We start from the raw sequence: 18,870 nt of genomic DNA, 5'->3' as shown, positions 1-18,870 counted from the left end.
TCATTTTTAACTAAGTTACTGTTTTATCAGAAGTTTTAATCTTCATCACCGCCGATGGATGTGCATTCTACAGCATTTCAGATCCGTTGCAATACCCTTTTTAAAATTTATTTAACAAATGACCATTTTTTCCTCTAAATTCACGTTGATTTGATTTATTGATTCATTTTTTAAGCTATTTATATTTTTTTATATGTTTTAAACTAAGCAATAATACAACGACTAAAATACTAAATTTTAAATGGCGCCATTTATAAATAGAAAATTCTTCTGTTTCGGGGTACTACTTTTATTGAGTAGTCTTTCTCATGCCAATTCAAATCACTCGATCTTTACTATTACGTTTTCAATTATGAGCTATGTGAAGTGGTCAAGCCAAAATCCCAGCTTATGTGTTGTAGATGATCAGATAACTCAAAATGAATTGGCTGTCATCGCAAGTTCCAAAAAACCCAACTTAAAAGTTATAAACGTTTCATCAAACAACATCGCTAACCTTAAATGCGATGCCATTTTCTTTTCGAAAAACTCCCCTTCTCAAGAACAGAATATTATTAATAATTTAAAGACTCCCCCTGCACTTTCATTTTCAATCAACAACAATGATTGTGAGATTGGAAGTGTATTCTGCTTATATACATCTAAAGGTGGCAAATCTCTTTTTAAAGTAAATCTTGACAGCTTAGCTAAAACAAAAATTCATATTGATCCCCGCGTCTTACTTCTAGCGCAACAAACGGAGTAAGCATCATGATTAAAAAATATTTTGATTTACGCTCACTTCAATCAGTATTTAGAAGATCGCAATTTATTATTTTTGCGATCACCTTCTTAATTTGTACACTGACTTTTACATCAATTTCAGTTTTCACTGTAAATTCTTATGCAAAACAAAATTTGCTTTTGGTGAGCCGAACAGTTGCAGAACGAATCCAACCTGCTTTGGTATTCCAAGACGAACTGACATTGAATCAAATTATTCAAGAATATACACAACAACATTCTGTTCGATCCATTCAAATCAACAATAGTATTGGGCAACCTATTACTAATAGTATTAAAGATATTCATCACTACTCATCACTACAAAATATCTTTGATCAATTATTTTTTAAAGAACCATTACGTATAGATGTAAATCATAATAGTGAAAAAGTCGGTGAAGTTGTTTTATATGGTAGTTCAAATAAAATTTTAATTTTTATGCTTAAAATTTTTCTAGGCTTATTGCTCGGCATGCTGTTCATGGTATTTGCATTATGGTGGTCAGTAAATATCACCTATCAACATATTATGAATTCAATTTCACCAATCAGTCATATCGCACAAATAGTGAGTAAACAAAAAGCGTATAATTTAAGATTTCCACAAAACAATATTAAAGAATTTGATGATCTTAATATTGTATTTAACGAATTATTGGAAGAAATTCAGTCATGGCATATTCACTTACAAAGTGAAAATAGCCAACTGACTCACCAAGTCCAACATGATGATCTGACTCAACTACCTAATCGAAATTATTTCAATCAGGTTTTACAGGATGTTTTTTCAAATCCTGAATTACGTGAGCATGCAGCACTCGTGTTTATTGACAGCAATAACTTTAAAAACATCAATGATAAATATGGTCATCCGGTTGGCGATGAAGTTTTAAAAGAAACAGCCAGAAGACTAAAAACAAGTACTCGGCAAAATGATTTTGTTGCTCGATTAAGTGGTGACGAATTTGCCATTATCCTCAAATCAGTCAACCAAGTAGAGCACCTGATTTCTATCGCAGAGAATTTAATTAAGTGCTGTGCAGAACCACTAATTTACAAAGATCACGTTGTTCCTTTTAGTTTCAGTATTGGAATTGCAATTGCAAAAGAAGCGAACAGTCCCGAAGACTTAGTCGCACAAGCTGACCAAGCAATGTATAAAGCAAAAACACTCAAACATCATTGGTTCATTTATCATTCTTAAACTTATCTAAGGTTGCAAATAATGTTTAATCGAAAATTAAAATTTATTGCTTTAGGGATTCTACTTATTACACTGTCAGGTTGTTTAAGTTTTGGTTCTCTCAATTATAAACAAGTTAAAATGCTGAAACAGCAAGGTTTCGTATTAACTGAAGAAGGTTGGAGTTTAGGTTTACCTGAGCGTTTATTGTTTGATTTTAATGCTTCAGAAATTTCAACACAAAAACATGCTGAAATAAATCAACTTGCAACGCAACTGCATAAGTTTAAATTAAATAAAGTGAAAGTTGTTGGACATAGCGATAATGTTGGCGATCCTGATTATAACTTAAAGCTTTCCCAGAAACGCGCAGAAAGTGTTGCTCAAATATTTTTAGCAAACCAATTCCAACCACAGAATATTCAAATAATAGGTAAAGGTTCAACCCAACCTATTGAGCATGCTGATACTGAAGCTGCACGCGCAGCCAATAGACGCGTTGCGATTATCATTATCCCTTAATATTCATTCATGTAAAAAAGACTCTCTATAGAGTCTTTTGTTTGTTGCTGTAGTTTAATAGATTTTTATAGACGTAAAAAAACCGCTATTAAGCGGATCATTTTTTCAATGTTCAAACTTTATTTAAATGGTCGGAGCAGTAGGATTCGAACCTACGACCCCCTGGTCCCAAACCAGGTGCGCTACCAAACTGCGCCATACTCCGATTCTCATAAGAGAGTGGGGTGGATGAAGGGGCTCGAACCCTCGACAACCGGAATCACAATCCGGGGCTCTACCAACTGAGCTACAACCACCATAACAACATTTTAGATTCTACAACATCAAACGACCAGATGGCGCGCCTGACAGGATTCGAACCTGTGACCATCCGCTTAGAAGGCGGATGCTCTATCCAACTGAGCTACAGGCGCATTACCTAACGATCTAAGATCACTGGAAAACCTTGCCTTGAAGAATTGGTCGGAGCAGTAGGATTCGAACCTACGACCCCCTGGTCCCAAACCAGGTGCGCTACCAAACTGCGCCATACTCCGATTCATCTCAGCTTTGGTACCGTTCAACTTATCTTTCGATGTATCGTTCGGTACGGTGTGCATTCTAGGCGCGACGCTTAATCTCGTCAACACCTATATTCAAAAAAAATGAAAATAATGCTTCAAATGTATATTTATCAAGCATTTTAGCCACTTTTATCGTTTTAAAGAGGCACTAAAGTTCAACATTCGATCTAAAGGCTGTTTTGCACGTTTTGACAATGCGGCATCAACGAATATTTCTTGATCGCCTTTGCGTAAAACATCCAAAATACCCTCTAATTCATTCATCGCCATCCACGGGCAGTGCGCACAAGAACGACAAGTCGCACCCTCTCCTGCTGTTGGCGCCTCGATTAATGTCTTGTCTGGTACCATTTGTTGCATTTTGTAGAAAATACCGCGATCTGTTGCGACGATCATGGTGTCGTGTGGAAGCTCTTGTGCCGCCTTAATCAACTGTGAAGTACTACCCACAGCATCCGCAACCTCAATTACCGATTCTGGAGACTCTGGATGCACCAGCACAGCTGCATTAGGATAAAGCGCTTTCATCTGTGCAATACCACGTGCTCGGAATTCTTCATGCACAATACAAGCGCCATCCCAAAGCAACATGTCTGCGCCCGTTTTCTTTTGAATGTAACGACCAAGGTGCTGATCAGGCGCCCAAATGATTTTTTCACCTAGACTATCGAGGTGCTCAATAATCTCAACCGCACAACTAGATGTCACCACCCAATCTGCGCGTGCTTTGACTGCTGCTGATGTATTGGCATACACAACCACAGTATGGTCTGGATGTGCATCACAGAAAGCTGTGAACTCGTTTACAGGACATCCAAGGTCTAGGGAGCAGGTTGCCTCCAACGTCGGCATCAGTACTGTTTTTTCAGGCGATAAGATCTTCGAGGTTTCCCCCATAAACTTTACACCAGCCACAACCAAGGTTTTTGCTGGATGATCACGACCAAAACGTGCCATCTCTAAAGAGTCAGAAACGCAACCACCCGTCAATTCAGCAAGTTCCTGAACTTCAGGATCACAATAATAATGTGCAACCAATACAGCATCGCGCTTAATCAATTCCGCTTGGATTTGTGCAAATTTCTGTTTTTTCAGTTCAGGAGATATTACATGCTCCTTCACTTCACCCAATAAGTCTAAATGCGCTTGTACAATCGTCTTTGCATCGTTGGCAATTAAATTGGTTGCATCATTCATTCTAGCTGTCTCTATCCTTAGCGCTCAAGTGAGCTATCACACACCGATTGATAATTTGGCAGTTTGCTTTTTACCAATCATTAAAATATATAAAAAAGCCTCAATCATATTGAGGCTTTTTTGCATTAAGAACGATAATCAGCATTAATCTTGACGTAGTCATAAGACAAGTCGCAGGTATAGACCGTATCTTTGGCTACCCCTCGACCTAGATCAACACGTATCATGATCTCTGCTTGATTCATCACTTTGGCACCTGCTTCTTCTGTATAGTCTGCTGCCGCACCACCATCTTTACAGATTTGCACATCATCCAACCAGACTTGGATTTTCTCAACGTTCAAATCTTTTACACCTGCATAACCAATCGCTGCAAGGATACGCCCCCAGTTAGGATCAGATGCAAAGAATGCCGTTTTGACTAACGGAGAATGCGCAATACTATATGCAATATCACAGCATTCTTGAGTATTTGCCCCCCCTTCAACAGCTACAGTAATAAACTTCGTTGCACCTTCACCGTCACGAACGATGAGTTGTGCTAAACGTTTCATAATACGCGTTAATACTTCTAGAACGACTGCATAGCGAGCATCTTCAGTTGATGTAATTTCTGCACCACCAGCTTGACCCGTTGCTGCAAAAATACATGAGTCATTCGTCGAGGTATCACCGTCAATCGTAATACGGTTAAATGACTGCTCTACTGTCGCCTTAAGTAATTGCTGTACCAATGCTCTCGAAATTGGAGCATCTGTCGCAACAAAACCCAGCATGGTTGCCATATTTGGACGAATCATGCCTGCACCTTTTGAAATACCCGTCATGCTATACAGCACACCATCCATTTCAAACTGTTCAGAAGCGCCCTTTGGCAAAGTATCTGTGGTCATAATGCCAGCAGCTGCCAAAGCCCATGCATCATCAACAAGCGTGTCGAATGCAGGTTTAAGGCCTTGAATTAGACGATCCATTGGCAATTGCTCACCAATCACACCTGTTGAAAATGGTAAGACTTCATTTGTATTCACATCAGCAATTTTGGCAAATTCAGCACAAGTTATTTGAGCATTGTGCAGACCCGTTGGACCTGTACCCGCATTGGCATTACCTGTATTGATCACGAGATAACGTGGATTAGTTTCAGCCAAATGTGCTTTAGATACATGCACAGGCGCTGCACAGAATGCATTCTGTGTAAACACACCTGCAACATTCGTCCCTGCTGAAAATTCAAAAACAACTAAATCACGTCGGTTTGGATAACGCACATACGCTTCTGCTGAGCCTATTTTTACACCTTTTACCACATGCATCTGTGGCATCGCCACGTCACCAACCGCCATTTTTAAATGTCCAAAATTGAATTAAAGGAAAACTAAGCTTAGTAGAAAAGAGTCAAAAAATCGAGTCGTTCTATACCGCATTTTTTGCTTATATGAGCTTTTATAAAACAATACCAGCAAAAGCTGCTGGTATTGATCTTAAGATTAAAGCCAATAGTGTTGAAAATTATTGAGCATTTCCATCCAATAAAGCTTGTTTGGCTTTTTCTTGACTCGAAGCAGATAATGCTGGATTAGACGCTACGATACGATTTGCCGTTGCAGGCGTTACCGCAGAAATAGCCGCTGTTTTCAAAATGATTGGGCGACCACCTGTATTCCCCAAAGTATAGCGAATACCAGTACGCGGGCTAATCACTGTCGTAGAATTATCTTTCACTTCAGCTTGAGCAACTTGAGCACCCGTCGCCGCTTTTACTTTATCAACAGTTGTGGTTTGTGTCGCAGCATTTGCAAATGCAAGAGTCGGTAGTGCCAATGCGATAGCGAAGATTGGTTTTAATAGTTTTTTCATTTTCTTTCCAATGTTTCATTCATGACATGTAAATAACATTAACTTATTCATTAGGCAATATTTATTCACATCTTGTAAATATCAAACCACGATTTAATCCATAATCCAACGCATAAAATATACTCATCCAAATAAAAAAGCAGAATCTAAATTCTGCTTTTTCTGAATATCATGATTAATTCTAAGGATACATTAAGTCAGATCTTAGATTTTACCGTGACATTGCTTGTATTTAAGACCTGAGCCACATGGACAAGGTGCATTACGACTTTCAGGTGGGATGATTACATCACCCGCAGATTGATTTACATCTTGCTCAACAACTGTTTCTTCACCCGTTAAACCATCCACTTCAGCATGTGACAATGACAACTGCATTGCCTCAGCTTGAGCTTGTTGCTGTGCTTCCATCTCAGCCAGCTCTTCAGGTGTTGGTAAACGAACCAATGACAAGTCAGTCACCACATCAGACTTAATCACAGCCAACATATTGACGAATAAGTTAAATGCTTCTTTCTTATATTCCTGTTCAGGATTTTTCTGCGCATAGCCACGCAAGTGAATCCCTTGACGCAAGTAATCCATAGCCGCCAAATGATCTTTCCAATGACGATCAAGCGAGCTCAACATAAAGTTACGCTCTAACATCGCAGCTGATTCTTCACCCATTTGCTCACGGCGAGAACGATAACGTGAAATGACTTCATCAGTAATGCGTTCTACCAATGCTTCTTCATCTAGACGACGATCATTCTCAAGCCATTCGTTGACAGGCAAATTGATACCAAAATCAGCATTGAGTGCTTGCTCTAGACCTGCAATATCCCATTGATCATGAATTGACTCAGGCGGGATGAAGTTTTCAATCACCCCTTTCATCACTTCGCGATGCATACCTTCGATGTAATCTTGTAAAGTGCTTGCAGCAAGGACTTCATCACGCTGTGAGTAAATAATCTTACGTTGTTCATTGTTGACATCATCGTACTTCAATAGATTCTTACGAATATCAAAGTTACGAGCTTCAACTTTACGCTGTGCATTTTCGATTGAACGCGACACCATTTTGTGTTCGATCGCTTCATTTTCTTGCAAGCCCATCGCACGCATCATACCGACAACACGATCACCTGCGAAAATACGCATCAAATCATCTTCAAGTGATAAGAAGAAGCGAGAAACACCAGGGTCACCCTGACGACCTGAACGACCACGTAGCTGGTTATCAATACGACGTGATTCATGGCGTTCAGAACCAATGATATGCAACCCGCCTGAAGCAAGGACCATTTCATTGTTTTGTTCCCACTCTGCTTTCAGACGTGCTTCGTCCTCTGCAGTTGGATTTTCAATTTTTGCGAGTTTAGATTTCCAGTTACCACCCAGTAAGATATCTGTACCACGACCCGCCATATTGGTTGCGATGGTCACTGCACGCGGAGAACCCGCTTGCGCAATAATATCGGCTTCACGCTCATGCTGTTTCGCATTCAATACCTCGTGGGTAATCCCCGCCTCTTTCAATTTATCAGACAAAATTTCAGAAGCTTCAATGGTCGCTGTACCAATCAAAATTGGGGCAACGCCAGCTTCGTGAATTTTTTTAATCTCTTCAATAATGGCGTTGTATTTACCGTTACGGTTTAAATAGATTAAATCGTTTTGGTCATTACGCACCATTGGACGATGTGTAGGAATCAGTACCACATCTAAACCATAAATTTCTTTCATTTCCGCCGCTTCAGTATCAGCAGTACCTGTCATACCGGAAAGCTTTTTATATAAACGGAAATAGTTCTGGAATGTCGTTGTTGCAAGCGTTTGGTTTTCAGGTTGGATTTCCAACCCTTCTTTCGCTTCAACGGCTTGATGCAGACCTTCAGACCAACGACGACCTGGCATCGTACGACCTGTATTTTCATCGACAATAATCACTTCACCATCATTGATGATGTATTGAACATTACGCTGGTAAAGATAATGAGCACGAATCGCAGCAGTCACATGATGAACCAAATTCAGATTTGCAGCCGAATATAAGCTCTCGCCTTCAGCCAACAAGCCCATTTCAATCAATTCAGCTTCAACCGCCTCAAAACCTGCTTCAGTGATTTCAACTGAGCGTTGCTTTTCATCAATCCAGAAATGACCACCATCGGCCACTTTTTCTTCTTTTTGAGCATGCAACTTGGGTGGAATCGCATTGATTGCCGCATAAAGCTGAGAAGAATCTTCACTTTGACCTGAAATGATCAAAGGTGTACGTGCCTCATCGATCAAGATCGAATCGACCTCATCAATAATCGCATACGTTAAACCGCGCTGTTTTTTCTCAGCGAGAGAAAACACCATGTTGTCACGTAGATAGTCGAAACCAAATTCATTGTTTGTGCCATAGGTAATATCAGCGCGATACGCTTCCGCTTTTTCAAACGGCGCTTGCATTGAATAAATAACACCGACGCTCAGACCTAAAAACTCATAGAGCGGACGGTTTAACTCAGCATCACGTTGTGCCAAGTAATCGTTCACCGTAATGACATGCACACCTTGTTCGGTAATTGCATTGAGGTATACCGCCAAAGTACCCATCAGGGTTTTACCTTCACCAGTACGCATTTCTGCAATTTTACCTTCATGTAAGGTAATACCACCGATCAGCTGAACGTCATAGTGACGCATCCCCATAATGCGCTTACCCGCTTCACGGCACACCGCAAAAGCTTCTGGTAGCAACTTATCTAGGCTTTCGCCTTTCTTATATCGTTGTTTGAATTCTTCGGTTTTTGCAGATAAATCTGCATCACTTAATGCAGAGATCGTCGGCTCGAGCGCATTGATCTTCTCGACAATTTTACGCATACGCTTCAGTTCGCGCTCGTTTTTAGTACCGAAGATACCTCCGATCAGACTTGCCAACATGTATAAACTCTCTAAAACTTGCTTATTAAAAATAAATTTTTTCTCAGACGTTATTATGGTGCTAGAAATTTGAAGTACAAGGGTTTTAAACAAAAGCATTCAAAAAATTCTGACCAGTGCATTTACAGCATAGCGTCAAGGGCGAATTAATGTAGCAAATTTAATCGTTCTATAGATAGTTGATTCTTATCAAACAAATCATTTTTTTAAATAAATTTTAAGTATTTATCCATTTTTTTCATAATAAAAGCTTAAAACACTATTTTTCATTCTAAATAAAATCCTCCATATTCTGATTCAACATACACCATATACAGCATAAATGAGGATTTAACATGTCTTTACGTTTAGGTGATATTGCACCAGATTTCCAACAAGAATCGAGCCAGGGTACCATTAATTTTTACGAGTTTTTAGGTGATCATTGGGCAATTCTATTTTCGCACCCTGCTGACTTTACCCCAGTCTGCACCACTGAGCTTGGCTTTACGGCAAAACTCAAAGATGAATTTGAAAAACGTCATGTCAGAGCGATTGCTTTGTCTGTAGATGATGTCGAATCACATTATGGATGGATTCAAGACATCAATGAAACACAAAATACTCAAGTGAACTTTCCCATTCTTGCCGATAAAGATCGTAAAGTATCCACGCTTTATGATTTTATTCACCCCAACGCCAGCGAAACCACGACTGTACGTTCTTTGGTGGTGATCGATCCAGATAAAAAAGTGCGTTTAATCATCACTTACCCTGCTTCAACAGGTCGTAATTTCCATGAAATTTTGCGGGTCATTGATTCTTTACAACTCACAGAGAACCACAAAGTTGCTACCCCTGCTAACTGGCAACAAGGTGAATACGTCGTGATTGTCCCTGCGTTAACAGATGAACAAGAAATTAAACAACGCTTCCCTCACGGGTATACAGCTGTTAAGCCTTATCTGAGATTTACGGCTCAACCCAAATAAAGAGCCATGATATCTTTTGACTTAGGTTCAAGATTCTTTGACGAGCCATCTTGAATCACACCGCTTATTTTCAAATAGGCCTTTTTCTTTAAACAACATTAAATCCAATTAAAATCTAAGCTACACCTCAATCATCAGATTCGTTTTTTTGATATTTTCATTCAGCTTTGGTTGCAAGAATCAACTTGAATCCACTGAACTTCGTCACCTAAAATCGCTTTAAATTTAAATCTTGAAAATATCTAGAACGACAATGAAAACAAAACCAAATTTTAATCATTTCTGTTACAGCTTGATCCTCTCTAGTCTGCTTTTAACAGGCTGTATGACCACACCTACGCTGCCAGATGATCGCAGACCAAGCCATTGGGGGAAATCAATACAGCGCGCTGATAATTTCTACCAAATCAGTTCATTTGTGTTTCGAAGCGAACAGCCTGAAGCTGAGATTATTCCTTTACTTAAACAACATCGCATTCAAACCGTTATTAATTTACGTAGTCGTGACCAAGATTCCAAAGTTTTATCCAACACCGATTTAAATCTCGTTCATATTCCAATACACACGTGGGCAATTAGCCGAGAAGATTTGCTCAAAGTCATGCGTGAAATTCAACATGCTCAATTGCAAGATAAAAACGTACTGATTCACTGCTATCACGGCTCAGATCGAACAGGTGCAAGTATTGCGATGTATCGCATTATTTTCGAACATTGGTCAACTCAAGATGCACTTGATGAGATGAAATATGGGGGTTATGGGTTTCATCCCATTTGGATCAACATCGAAAAAATATTCACCCCTGAAAATATAAAATGGATTCGAGAGCAACTCTCGAATCCATCTTAATTTTATCAGAACATCTACACAAATTAGCGCTTATCTAAAGGCACCCAATCAATCACCCATGCTGACTTCATGTTCAGGCTTGGATCAGTATTAATTTTCTTACGCGCTGCATCCGCAGTTTCACGGTCTTTCGAAGGGCCAACCATAATACGAATACCCTTTGACGTTGGGCTTTGCGTCACTTTATAGCCTTTGGCGCGAAGTTTCGCAGCAACGGCATCAGCATTTGCTTCATTGGCAGCCAGTGCCACTTGAACCATCCACTGTTTATCACCTTTTTCCAACAGCTCACGTGCTTTATCAGCTTCAGCTTTTTTCTTGGCTTCAGCAGCCTTTTTCTCAGCTTCCGCCTTACGTTTTGCATCAGCAGCTTTCTTATCAGCCTCAGCCTTACGCTTCTCATCAGCCGCTTTCTTTTCTGCTGCTGCCTTTTGTTCAGCTAGGCGTTTTTCTTCAGCCTTTTTCTGCTCTTCTGCTTTACGTTTTTGCTCAGCAGTCTGATCGGCTTTCGCATTCAACTGCTCTTGCTTCTTGGCTTCAGCTTTTTTGTCTTCAACTAACTGTTGAGCTTTGGCCTTTTCATCTTCAACCAACTCAGGGGGAATATGATCGGAGCTTTGCTGCGCCGTACGGTTTGCATTCATCGCAGCATATTCTTCAGCTGCCTTTTGAGCTGCTTGAGCTTCTGCTTGTTGTTGCATGCGTAAAAATTCAGCAGACTTCGCTTCTTGCTCTGCCACTGCCTTTTCCCGCGCGCGTCGTTGTTCTTCAAGCAGACGCTTTTCTGTTTCAACATCAACCGTTAAAGCTTCTAATTGAACTGCTTCAGCAGGACGATTGGCTTGTTGTTGTACTTTTTCAGTCGTCGGTGTTTGGACTTGGGTTTGATGTATTTCTTCTTTACCCTTTAATAGGAGGGCTGCCAATAAAACACCACCACCTAATAAAACAACGCCACCCATCCAACGCTGTTTGTTATTCATTGACATGCTCTAAATACTCCCAGACCGCTTCTAAGGTATGAAACGAACCACACACCAAAATCAGCTGATTATTATTTGTGTCTTCAAGCGCTGATTGAAATGCTGCTTGTACATTTTGATAGGGTTGAACTGTTTCACCTTGCAATGCGTTCTCTAATTGTTCTAAAGACGCAGCACGAGGCACAGCCATAGGTGCAATTTTCCACTCTAATATGGTATTTTTCAACAAGTTAACGACAGAATGAATATCTTTATCTGCAAGCATTGAAAAAACAGCAACCACTTCTGTGTACTGTTTATTGTATTCTAAGAAATTACGCAATTGCTTTAACAAAAATTCTACACCATGCGGATTATGTCCTGCATCAAAAATCACTGTTCTATCGGCGATTTTTCGTACGTCAAATCGCCCCTGAAGCTTGGCATTTTGAATCCCTGTCGCGATTGCTTGTTGTGAAACTTTAAGTCCACTCAACAAAACAGCTGCGACAGCCGTCGAAATATTATCAAGTGCTAAAGAACCGATAGGCAGTTTTAAGGTTGTCCCTGCACTTGCAAAGTTCCAGGTTTTTCCATCCAGACTATCGTTATAAAAATAGTCCCGATTGACGCAATAGAGTTGAGCATTTGAGTCTTGTGCTTTTTGTTGAATCGCCAGAGGTAGGTCTTGCTGCCCCCCAAAAATCACAGGAATATTGGGACGAATAATACCGGCTTTTTCAAAGGCAATTTTTTCAATCGTATCACCCAACCAATCGACATGATCTAAACCAATATTGGTGATCACGGCAACATTCGGATTCACGACATTAACGACATCAAGACGACCACCTAGTCCAACTTCAAGCACCCAGACATCGCAAGCCTTTTGCTTAAAAATCACAAAGGCAGCCAGTGTCGTTGCTTCAAAAAAAGACAGACTGAGATTACATTTACGGCGAGCTTGATCGACCAAGACAAAAGCAGCAATCAATGATTGATCATCAACTTCCTGACCAGCCAATTTGACACGTTCATTAAAACGATAGATATGCGGAGATTGATAAAGGCCTACATGATAGCCTTGAGCATTCAGGATAGAGGCCACAGTGGTTGAGGTTGAGCCTTTGCCATTTGTTCCAGCAACGGTCACCACTTTAGCATCCGGTGTAACCACACCGAGTTTTTCTGCCACAGGGATGACCCGCTCTAAGCCTAAATCAATCCCTGTAACGTGAACATGGCTCCAATAATCGAGCCATGTTTGTAAATCATCAGTTTCTAATGGTGCTGTGTGCATCAAGGCAAATTCATCAACTTCGCTACTATGCGGTAAACTGTATCACGTAATGCATGACGATGGACAATTTGATCGACCACACCATGATCAAGCAAAAATTCTGCACGTTGGAACGGTTCTTCCAATTTTTCACGTACAGTTTGCTCAATCACCCGCTTACCAGCAAAGCCAATCATCGCTTTAGGCTCAGCAATATGTACATCACCTAGCATAGCAAGTGATGCCGTTACACCACCGTATACAGGATGCGTTAATACCACGATATACGGTACACGTGCATCTTTCATTTTTTGGATTGCAGCGGATGTACGTGCCATTTGCATCAAAGACAACATGCCTTCTTGCATACGTGCACCACCAGAAGCGGCAAAACAAATCATCGGCTGTTTGGTTTCAATGGCTTTTTCAGCCGCTTGAACAAAACGATCACCGACTACCGTACCCATTGATCCGCCCATAAAATCAAATTCAAAAGCACATGCAATTAGAGATAAGCCTTTGATTTGACCCTGCATCACCACCAATGCTTCAGTTTCGCCTGTTTTTTCTTGTGCTTCTTTCATACGCACAGGATAAGCTTTACTGTCGACAAACTTGAGAGGATCTTTTGCAACGAACTCTTGACCAAACTCTTTGCCTGTTTGATCAAAGAACCAATTCAAACGATCACGGGCTTTCATTTTCAAATGTTCATCACATTGTGGACAAACATAAGCATTGAAAGACATCGCTGTACGGGTAACCAAAGCGTGGCATTCTGGACACTCTATGGTCGGTTCAGTAAATGTCGCTTTTAATGTCTGTTGTTCATCAGGAACATGAATGCCCGGAACAGAACGTTCTGTCCATGGTGTAATTGGACTCAAAACTTTCCCTGATTTCACTTCTTGATTCATACTAACTCATCGAGCGCAGCTCGAAGCTCCTTAACTTTATTGACCGCTTGCTCAGCAGCTTGTTCGGGTGCAAGGGTTGCAAAAGGTTTCACAAATGCACTACCCACAATCACAGCATCAGCCACGCTTCCCATTGCTTTCGCAGAAGCCGCATCACTAATTCCGAAGCCAACACCCACAGGTACATTGGTTACAGCTTTAATTTTTTGGATACGCGCCGCAGCTTCTGCGACATCCAAAGTTGCTGCACCCGTCACACCTTTCAGTGAAACATAGTAAATAAAGCCACTTGCTTGATTTGCTACATGTTGGATACGTTGATCTGTCGATGTTGGTGCGAGCAAGAAAATTTGATCCATATTGTATTTTTTCAATACTGTATCTAAATCTTTTGCTTCCTCTGGTGGTAAGTCCACCAAAAGAACACCGTCTACACCACTTTCGTGTGCAATCGAAACAAAACGCTCATAGCCGATCACTTCAACAGGGTTTAAATAGCCCATCAGTACAACAGGTGTTTCACTGTCTTTCTCACGGAACTGCTTTACCATGTTTAATGCATCGAGGGTATTGGTCCCCGCAGCTAGAGCCCGTTCAGCAGCCAGAGCAATTACTGGACCATCTGCCATTGGGTCGGAAAATGGCAATCCAAGTTCAATGACATCTACCCCTGCCTCAACCATTTGATGTAACAGTGGAACTGTTACCACGGGTTGTGGGTCACCTGCCATAACATACGAAACTAAAGCTTTACGCTGTTGAGATTTAAGCTGTGAAAATCGTGTGGCTAAACGTGACATAGGGGCTTACATTCCTTGAATTGTTTAAAATTGAGGAGTTGATATTGTAAAAATACAAGTCATCTCATTGTAACGCTATTTTTTACTCGATGAACAGAGCGAAACTGAGACAACACTACCTCAAATTCATTTAACAACACAGTGCACATTTATCAATATTTTGATTTTTTTCACAATGATCAAAAACACCTATTTTCGCTTTATTTTAAAATCATCAACGTTAATACTGACTTAGATATATTGATAAAAAAACATTATAAAAAAGTCAGTTAGAGTTTACATTTTAATTTTCCTTAAATAGCAAAAGCTGATTTATACTTCCCCTGTTTACTTATTTATTACTTTTTTATGACGACTCCCACATCAGGTAAAGCTCATCCTCGAGCGCTTGCCTTGCTTCCACTTATTGTTTTTTTAGCCATTTTTTTAGGCAGCGGTATTTATCACTCCCTGATTGGGACAGAATTTGCCTTCTATCAAATCAAAGCACCTGTTGCAGCGATCCCTGCAATTATTCTGGCTGTCATTCTATACAAAGGTAAATTAAACGCAGGAATAGAAGAATTTCTCCGCGGTGCAAGCCATCCCAATTTAATTCTGATGTTTATGGTCTTTATGCTTGCTGGAGCATTTGCAAGTGTCAGTAGCCTGATTGGTAGTGTTGATGCAACAGTTCAGTTTGGTTTATCCATTATTTCACCTGAATTCATTCTGCCCATGCTATTTATCATCTCGGCATTCATTGCAACAGCGATGGGTACATCCATGGGGACCATCGCAGCCTGTGCACCGATTGCTTTTGGCTTTAGCCAAGTCACTGAAATTAATGTACTTTATTCCATTGGTGCGGTAATTGGTGGTGCCATGTTTGGTGATAATTTATCCATGATTTCAGATACGACGATTGCAGCTACACGCAGTCAAAATGTCGAATTACGTGATAAATTTCGGGTCAACGTCTGGATTGCTGTGCCAGCAGCCCTGATCACTTTGATCATTTATATTGCTTTTAGTAATTCCAGCCAAACTGTTGATTATAAAGCTTACAACCCTTGGCTGATTGTTCCTTATATTGCCGTGTTCTTTTTGGCTTTTAGTCGATTGCATGTGCTCGCCGTATTGATGATCGGCATTTTGATTTCTGGATTTATTGGTTACACCGTTCAACCTGATTTCAGCATTCAAAAACTCAATACCTCCATTTATGATGGCTTTGTGGGGATGTTTGAAGTCGCACTGTTGTCCATGATGCTTGGTGGGCTTTCTGCGATTATGCAAAAAGAAGGTGGTCTGGAATGGCTCATTCAGCGTATTTACAGCGTGACTCGATTATTTAAAGTCGGTACACAACGCGCAGGAGAAATTGGCATTTGCTTCTTAGTCATTTTCTCCAATCTTTTTGTGGCAAATAATACCGTAGCGATTATTTTATCTGGAGATATGGCGCGTGAAGTTGCTAAAGAATATGGCGTTGATCCAAAACGTGCCGCGGCCTTGTTAGATATCTTCTCTTGTGTGATTCAAGGGCTGATTCCTTACGGCGCACAGCTTCTGTTAGCCTGCTCTATTGCAAAACTCTCACCCGTCGAAATGATTACAAGTATTTATTACTGCTGGGTGTTGGCAATATTTGCAGTTTTGGCAATTATTTTCCGTTATCCACGCTTTAAACAAGTCAGCGCTACAGCGAATACTTAAATTTAGCTTGGATCCATTGGTTCATGATTAACATAGTGCTAAGCATTACAATAGCAACGAAAAAGGTGAGTTTAGACTCGCCTTTTTTTATTTAAATTAATAATTTAAGCTCTGACAAAAACTGGTTAGAACGTCTTCTCTTTTTTATATTGCAGCAACGTTTTCCCTCTGCACGCTTTGTATGCTCGTGCCAATGCAGACTGATCCGAATAACCTAACTGATTGGCAATCTCGGATAAACTACACGCTTGATTCAGTAATTTTTCACACAGTTGCATACGTTCATCATCTAAAATTTCTTTGAATGTGGTGTGCTCGATTTTTAACTGTCTTTGAAGCGTTCGTACTGAAATATGCAATTGTTGAGCAATTTCTTCAATTTTAGGTGCTTGATGTTTGGCTTTTAGATAATCTGCAATATAAATCTGTAGTTGGTGCTTCGTACTGTTATGCTCATGATTCAAATGCTGTTTTGAAGCAATCGCATCTTCCGCTTGTTTCAAAAGTAACTCCATCAACGACGGATCTGCCTGTTCTAACTCTACATCCAAGCTGCTTAGACTAATCTCAAATTCATATCTTGAATGATTAAATATCACGTCACAGCCATAAAATTTTTGGTAATGATAGATCGGCATTTGAGGCGGATGCGCAAAGCTAATTTTTTGCAAGGGAAAATGATTTAAACCCACGATTTGATGTGCCATTTCTATGATAAATGCACTATTCAATTCATTAATTAAAATATAGTCATCCGTAATATAGGGCCAACTCAAAATCAGCGCTTGACCATTATGGCTCATTTGCATCGGTGTAATTTCTTCGCCATCAATCACCAGCCGACTAAAGCGCATCATATAATCGATTGACTCTGAAATTCTTTGGCTTCGCGTAGCCATATAACCGACCAAACCAAAATGCTCTGCTTTAATATATTTCGCCATGTCAAAGCAAATATTGGGAATTCCTAAAGCCTGTTGGGTCAACTGAATACACTGTTCAAAAAGCCGATATGACGATTGCTGTGCAATAGGCGCCGAGAGTATTTCTAATAGTTGTGTTTTGAATCCATGTGATTCTGCAAATGCCAAAGCATCCAAGTGTTGATGCGAGATATATGTTTTCCAGAGATGAAAATATCCATTGGGAATATGTATATCCTTCATCAGTACACCCATTGCAATGCTTTAAGCTGACTTCTCAAATCAGTATTCTCATTCTAACATTCGTTATTTTGATTTGTCGTAAACTGTATAAAAAATGGCAAGAACTGTCAAAACAAAGTTGTGAGCGGACGCCATACTGACTACAACTCAATAATGCTCTAAAAATAAGATGAACGCATTTACACAATATTCAGTCGAAGCCGTAGTACGTAACAACTTCGATTTTAAGTTAGAAGATATTCCGCGCTTTTGGTTTGGTGGAGATCCATTCAAAACACGTATGTTCGATGCTTTAAGCTTAACTTTCCCAGATGGAGAACGTTACTTCATTGAGTCCGTTCGTCTGTTTAGAGACAAAATCTCTGATCCAGACCTACAACAACGCGTTGCCGATTTTATCCGCCAAGAAGCACAACATGGCATCGCACATGACAAAATGAATCAAATAATGAAAAATCAAGGCATGCCTGTTGATCAATTTATTAAAGTTTTAAACAAAATGTTTAAATTCGAGCTCACCAAACGCTCCCCTGCTTATAACATTGCAATGACAGCTGCCGCAGAACATTTAACGGCATTAATGGCAGATACTTTTTACAGTCACAAAGAAACCTTACAGGATGCTCATCCCTATGTCCGTGCCTTATTGGCCTGGCATGCGATTGAAGAAATGGAGCATCGAGATGTTGCTTTTGATGTCATGAAACAAGTAGGGGGAGTCCCTGAACTGACTCGAAAATTTGCCTTAGCATTCACCACGGTATTAATGCTTGGCTTTACCACATATCGTGCCAATATCATGCTCAAATACGATGGTTTTGACCGTTTATCTAGGCTGAAAATGACTGTTAAAGGTCTGCCTTGGTTTATTGGAAGCAATGGCATGCTCACCAAAATGCGTAAACCTTATGCTGAATGGTTTAAGCAAGATTTTCATCCAAGCCACCATCCGATTATTGCTCAATACAATGTTTGGTTGGAAACACTAGCAGAAACCAACGATCCCATCCAAGCGGGTGAAGCATTTTGGCAAGCAGGTAAATAAATTAGCTCTGAAGTGCTTGATTGGTTAACATTTTAAAATCAATTGATCATGTTAAGCTCAATACACTGAGTCGATGCACTGAGTTGTTGAGTATTCATAAAGAGCATTATGATAAATAAAATGATCTTTCATGATAGAGACCCTATTTCATTTATTTTGCATAATCTGAAT

Annotated in this window: 16 protein-coding genes and 4 tRNA genes; 7 read left to right on the top strand and 13 right to left on the bottom strand. The window is 40.1% G+C overall.

All coding sequences use genetic code 11. The features are described from left to right. Positions 1-241: 241 nt before the first annotated feature. Genes yfiR through yfiB form a run of 3 tightly spaced genes read left to right on the top strand, consistent with a single transcriptional unit; the run spans position 242 to position 2,469 of the window. Positions 242-745 carry a regulatory sequestration protein YfiR gene (gene yfiR, locus AC5YD2_RS10735; protein WP_496126321.1) on the top strand — a complete coding sequence of 168 codons (504 nt, stop codon included), beginning with the start codon at positions 242-244 and terminating at the stop codon, positions 743-745. Positions 746-750: 5 nt separating this feature from the next. Then, entirely contained in the window at positions 751-1,968 is a 1,218-nt protein-coding gene (dgcN, locus tag AC5YD2_RS10730) for a diguanylate cyclase DgcN/YfiN (protein WP_496126320.1), read from the top strand. A gap of 21 nt (positions 1,969-1,989) precedes the next feature. After that, positions 1,990-2,469 carry an outer membrane lipoprotein YfiB gene (yfiB, locus tag AC5YD2_RS10725; protein WP_496126319.1) on the top strand — a complete coding sequence of 160 codons (480 nt, stop codon included), beginning with the start codon at positions 1,990-1,992 and terminating at the stop codon, positions 2,467-2,469. A gap of 128 nt (positions 2,470-2,597) precedes the next feature. Here yfiB and AC5YD2_RS10720 read toward each other — a convergent pair. From AC5YD2_RS10720 to secA, 8 genes are all read right to left on the bottom strand, one after another. Beyond that, positions 2,598-2,674, bottom strand: a tRNA-Pro gene (locus tag AC5YD2_RS10720). Positions 2,675-2,689: 15 nt separating this feature from the next. Next, a tRNA-His gene (locus AC5YD2_RS10715) sits at positions 2,690-2,765 on the bottom strand. Positions 2,766-2,805: 40 nt separating this feature from the next. After that, positions 2,806-2,882 (bottom strand) — tRNA-Arg (locus AC5YD2_RS10710). Positions 2,883-2,928: 46 nt separating this feature from the next. Further along, positions 2,929-3,005: transfer RNA gene (locus AC5YD2_RS10705), tRNA-Pro, on the bottom strand. A gap of 156 nt (positions 3,006-3,161) precedes the next feature. Beyond that, the gene (gene nadA, locus AC5YD2_RS10700) at positions 3,162-4,229 is read right to left on the bottom strand and encodes a quinolinate synthase NadA (protein ID WP_496126318.1); all 1,068 of its coding nucleotides are present in this window, start codon (positions 4,227-4,229) and stop codon (positions 3,162-3,164) included. Positions 4,230-4,354: 125 nt separating this feature from the next. Beyond that, positions 4,355-5,575: a bifunctional glutamate N-acetyltransferase/amino-acid acetyltransferase ArgJ gene (gene argJ / locus AC5YD2_RS10695; protein ID WP_496126317.1), complete on the bottom strand. Its 1,221-nt coding sequence runs from the start codon at positions 5,573-5,575 to the stop codon at positions 4,355-4,357. 166 nt (positions 5,576-5,741) lie between these two features. Next, positions 5,742-6,089, bottom strand: coding sequence for a hypothetical protein (locus AC5YD2_RS10690; RefSeq protein WP_496126316.1), 348 nt, complete (start codon positions 6,087-6,089; stop codon positions 5,742-5,744). A 204-nt stretch (positions 6,090-6,293) separates the two neighbouring features. Then, positions 6,294-9,011 (bottom strand): preprotein translocase subunit SecA, encoded by a 2,718-nt coding sequence (gene secA, locus AC5YD2_RS10685; RefSeq protein ID WP_496126315.1) that lies wholly within the window; start codon positions 9,009-9,011, stop codon positions 6,294-6,296. A gap of 335 nt (positions 9,012-9,346) precedes the next feature. Between secA and AC5YD2_RS10680 the strand changes: the two genes are divergently transcribed. Both AC5YD2_RS10680 and AC5YD2_RS10675 read left to right on the top strand, forming a co-directional pair. Then, positions 9,347-9,982 carry a peroxiredoxin gene (locus tag AC5YD2_RS10680; protein WP_496126314.1) on the top strand — a complete coding sequence of 212 codons (636 nt, stop codon included), beginning with the start codon at positions 9,347-9,349 and terminating at the stop codon, positions 9,980-9,982. Positions 9,983-10,235: 253 nt separating this feature from the next. Then, positions 10,236-10,832 (top strand): dual specificity protein phosphatase family protein, encoded by a 597-nt coding sequence (locus AC5YD2_RS10675; RefSeq protein ID WP_496126313.1) that lies wholly within the window; start codon positions 10,236-10,238, stop codon positions 10,830-10,832. Positions 10,833-10,855: 23 nt separating this feature from the next. Here the strand turns inward: AC5YD2_RS10675 and AC5YD2_RS10670 are convergent, their stop codons facing one another. The 4 genes from AC5YD2_RS10670 to trpA are packed head-to-tail and all read right to left on the bottom strand — an operon-like array spanning position 10,856 to position 14,790. After that, positions 10,856-11,821 carry an SPOR domain-containing protein gene (locus AC5YD2_RS10670; RefSeq protein ID WP_496126312.1) on the bottom strand — a complete coding sequence of 322 codons (966 nt, stop codon included), beginning with the start codon at positions 11,819-11,821 and terminating at the stop codon, positions 10,856-10,858. Further along, on the bottom strand, positions 11,808-13,097 hold the full coding sequence (gene folC, locus AC5YD2_RS10665) for a bifunctional tetrahydrofolate synthase/dihydrofolate synthase (RefSeq protein WP_496126311.1): 1,290 nt from the start codon (positions 13,095-13,097) through the stop codon (positions 11,808-11,810). The genes AC5YD2_RS10670 and folC overlap by 14 nt, the downstream gene beginning before the upstream one ends. After that, the gene (gene accD / locus AC5YD2_RS10660; RefSeq protein WP_496126310.1) at positions 13,094-13,990 is read right to left on the bottom strand and encodes an acetyl-CoA carboxylase, carboxyltransferase subunit beta; all 897 of its coding nucleotides are present in this window, start codon (positions 13,988-13,990) and stop codon (positions 13,094-13,096) included. The genes folC and accD overlap by 4 nt, the downstream gene beginning before the upstream one ends. Continuing rightward, positions 13,987-14,790, bottom strand: coding sequence for a tryptophan synthase subunit alpha (trpA, locus tag AC5YD2_RS10655; protein ID WP_496126309.1), 804 nt, complete (start codon positions 14,788-14,790; stop codon positions 13,987-13,989). The genes accD and trpA overlap by 4 nt, the downstream gene beginning before the upstream one ends. A gap of 348 nt (positions 14,791-15,138) precedes the next feature. On the opposite strand from trpA, the gene AC5YD2_RS10650 reads away from it, so the two are divergent. Further along, entirely contained in the window at positions 15,139-16,488 is a 1,350-nt protein-coding gene (locus AC5YD2_RS10650) for a Na+/H+ antiporter NhaC family protein (RefSeq protein WP_496126308.1), read from the top strand. Positions 16,489-16,613: 125 nt separating this feature from the next. On the opposite strand, the gene AC5YD2_RS10645 is transcribed toward AC5YD2_RS10650, so the two are convergent. Continuing rightward, positions 16,614-17,654, bottom strand: coding sequence for a helix-turn-helix transcriptional regulator (locus AC5YD2_RS10645; protein WP_496126307.1), 1,041 nt, complete (start codon positions 17,652-17,654; stop codon positions 16,614-16,616). A 169-nt stretch (positions 17,655-17,823) separates the two neighbouring features. Between AC5YD2_RS10645 and AC5YD2_RS10640 the strand changes: the two genes are divergently transcribed. Then, positions 17,824-18,699: a metal-dependent hydrolase gene (locus tag AC5YD2_RS10640; protein ID WP_496126306.1), complete on the top strand. Its 876-nt coding sequence runs from the start codon at positions 17,824-17,826 to the stop codon at positions 18,697-18,699. Positions 18,700-18,870: the final 171 nt, after the last annotated feature.

Source organism: Acinetobacter sp. CY73, from assembly GCF_059515865.1.
Note: the sequence above shows the minus strand (reverse complement) of the source record. Positions and strands in the feature narration are given on the sequence as shown.

Coding starts and splice junctions, on each gene's coding strand:
- yfiR (WP_496126321.1), top strand. CDS start 242: ATGGCGCCATTTATAAATAGAAAATTCTTCTGTTTCGGGGTACTACTT.
- dgcN (WP_496126320.1), top strand. CDS start 751: ATGATTAAAAAATATTTTGATTTACGCTCACTTCAATCAGTATTTAGA.
- yfiB (WP_496126319.1), top strand. CDS start 1,990: ATGTTTAATCGAAAATTAAAATTTATTGCTTTAGGGATTCTACTTATT.
- nadA (WP_496126318.1), bottom strand. CDS start 4,229: ATGAATGATGCAACCAATTTAATTGCCAACGATGCAAAGACGATTGTA.
- argJ (WP_496126317.1), bottom strand. CDS start 5,575: ATGGCGGTTGGTGACGTGGCGATGCCACAGATGCATGTGGTAAAAGGT.
- AC5YD2_RS10690 (WP_496126316.1), bottom strand. CDS start 6,089: ATGAAAAAACTATTAAAACCAATCTTCGCTATCGCATTGGCACTACCG.
- secA (WP_496126315.1), bottom strand. CDS start 9,011: ATGTTGGCAAGTCTGATCGGAGGTATCTTCGGTACTAAAAACGAGCGC.
- AC5YD2_RS10680 (WP_496126314.1), top strand. CDS start 9,347: ATGTCTTTACGTTTAGGTGATATTGCACCAGATTTCCAACAAGAATCG.
- AC5YD2_RS10675 (WP_496126313.1), top strand. CDS start 10,236: ATGAAAACAAAACCAAATTTTAATCATTTCTGTTACAGCTTGATCCTC.
- AC5YD2_RS10670 (WP_496126312.1), bottom strand. CDS start 11,821: ATGTCAATGAATAACAAACAGCGTTGGATGGGTGGCGTTGTTTTATTA.
- accD (WP_496126310.1), bottom strand. CDS start 13,990: ATGAATCAAGAAGTGAAATCAGGGAAAGTTTTGAGTCCAATTACACCA.
- trpA (WP_496126309.1), bottom strand. CDS start 14,790: ATGTCACGTTTAGCCACACGATTTTCACAGCTTAAATCTCAACAGCGT.
- AC5YD2_RS10650 (WP_496126308.1), top strand. CDS start 15,139: ATGACGACTCCCACATCAGGTAAAGCTCATCCTCGAGCGCTTGCCTTG.
- AC5YD2_RS10645 (WP_496126307.1), bottom strand. CDS start 17,654: ATGAAGGATATACATATTCCCAATGGATATTTTCATCTCTGGAAAACA.
- AC5YD2_RS10640 (WP_496126306.1), top strand. CDS start 17,824: ATGAACGCATTTACACAATATTCAGTCGAAGCCGTAGTACGTAACAAC.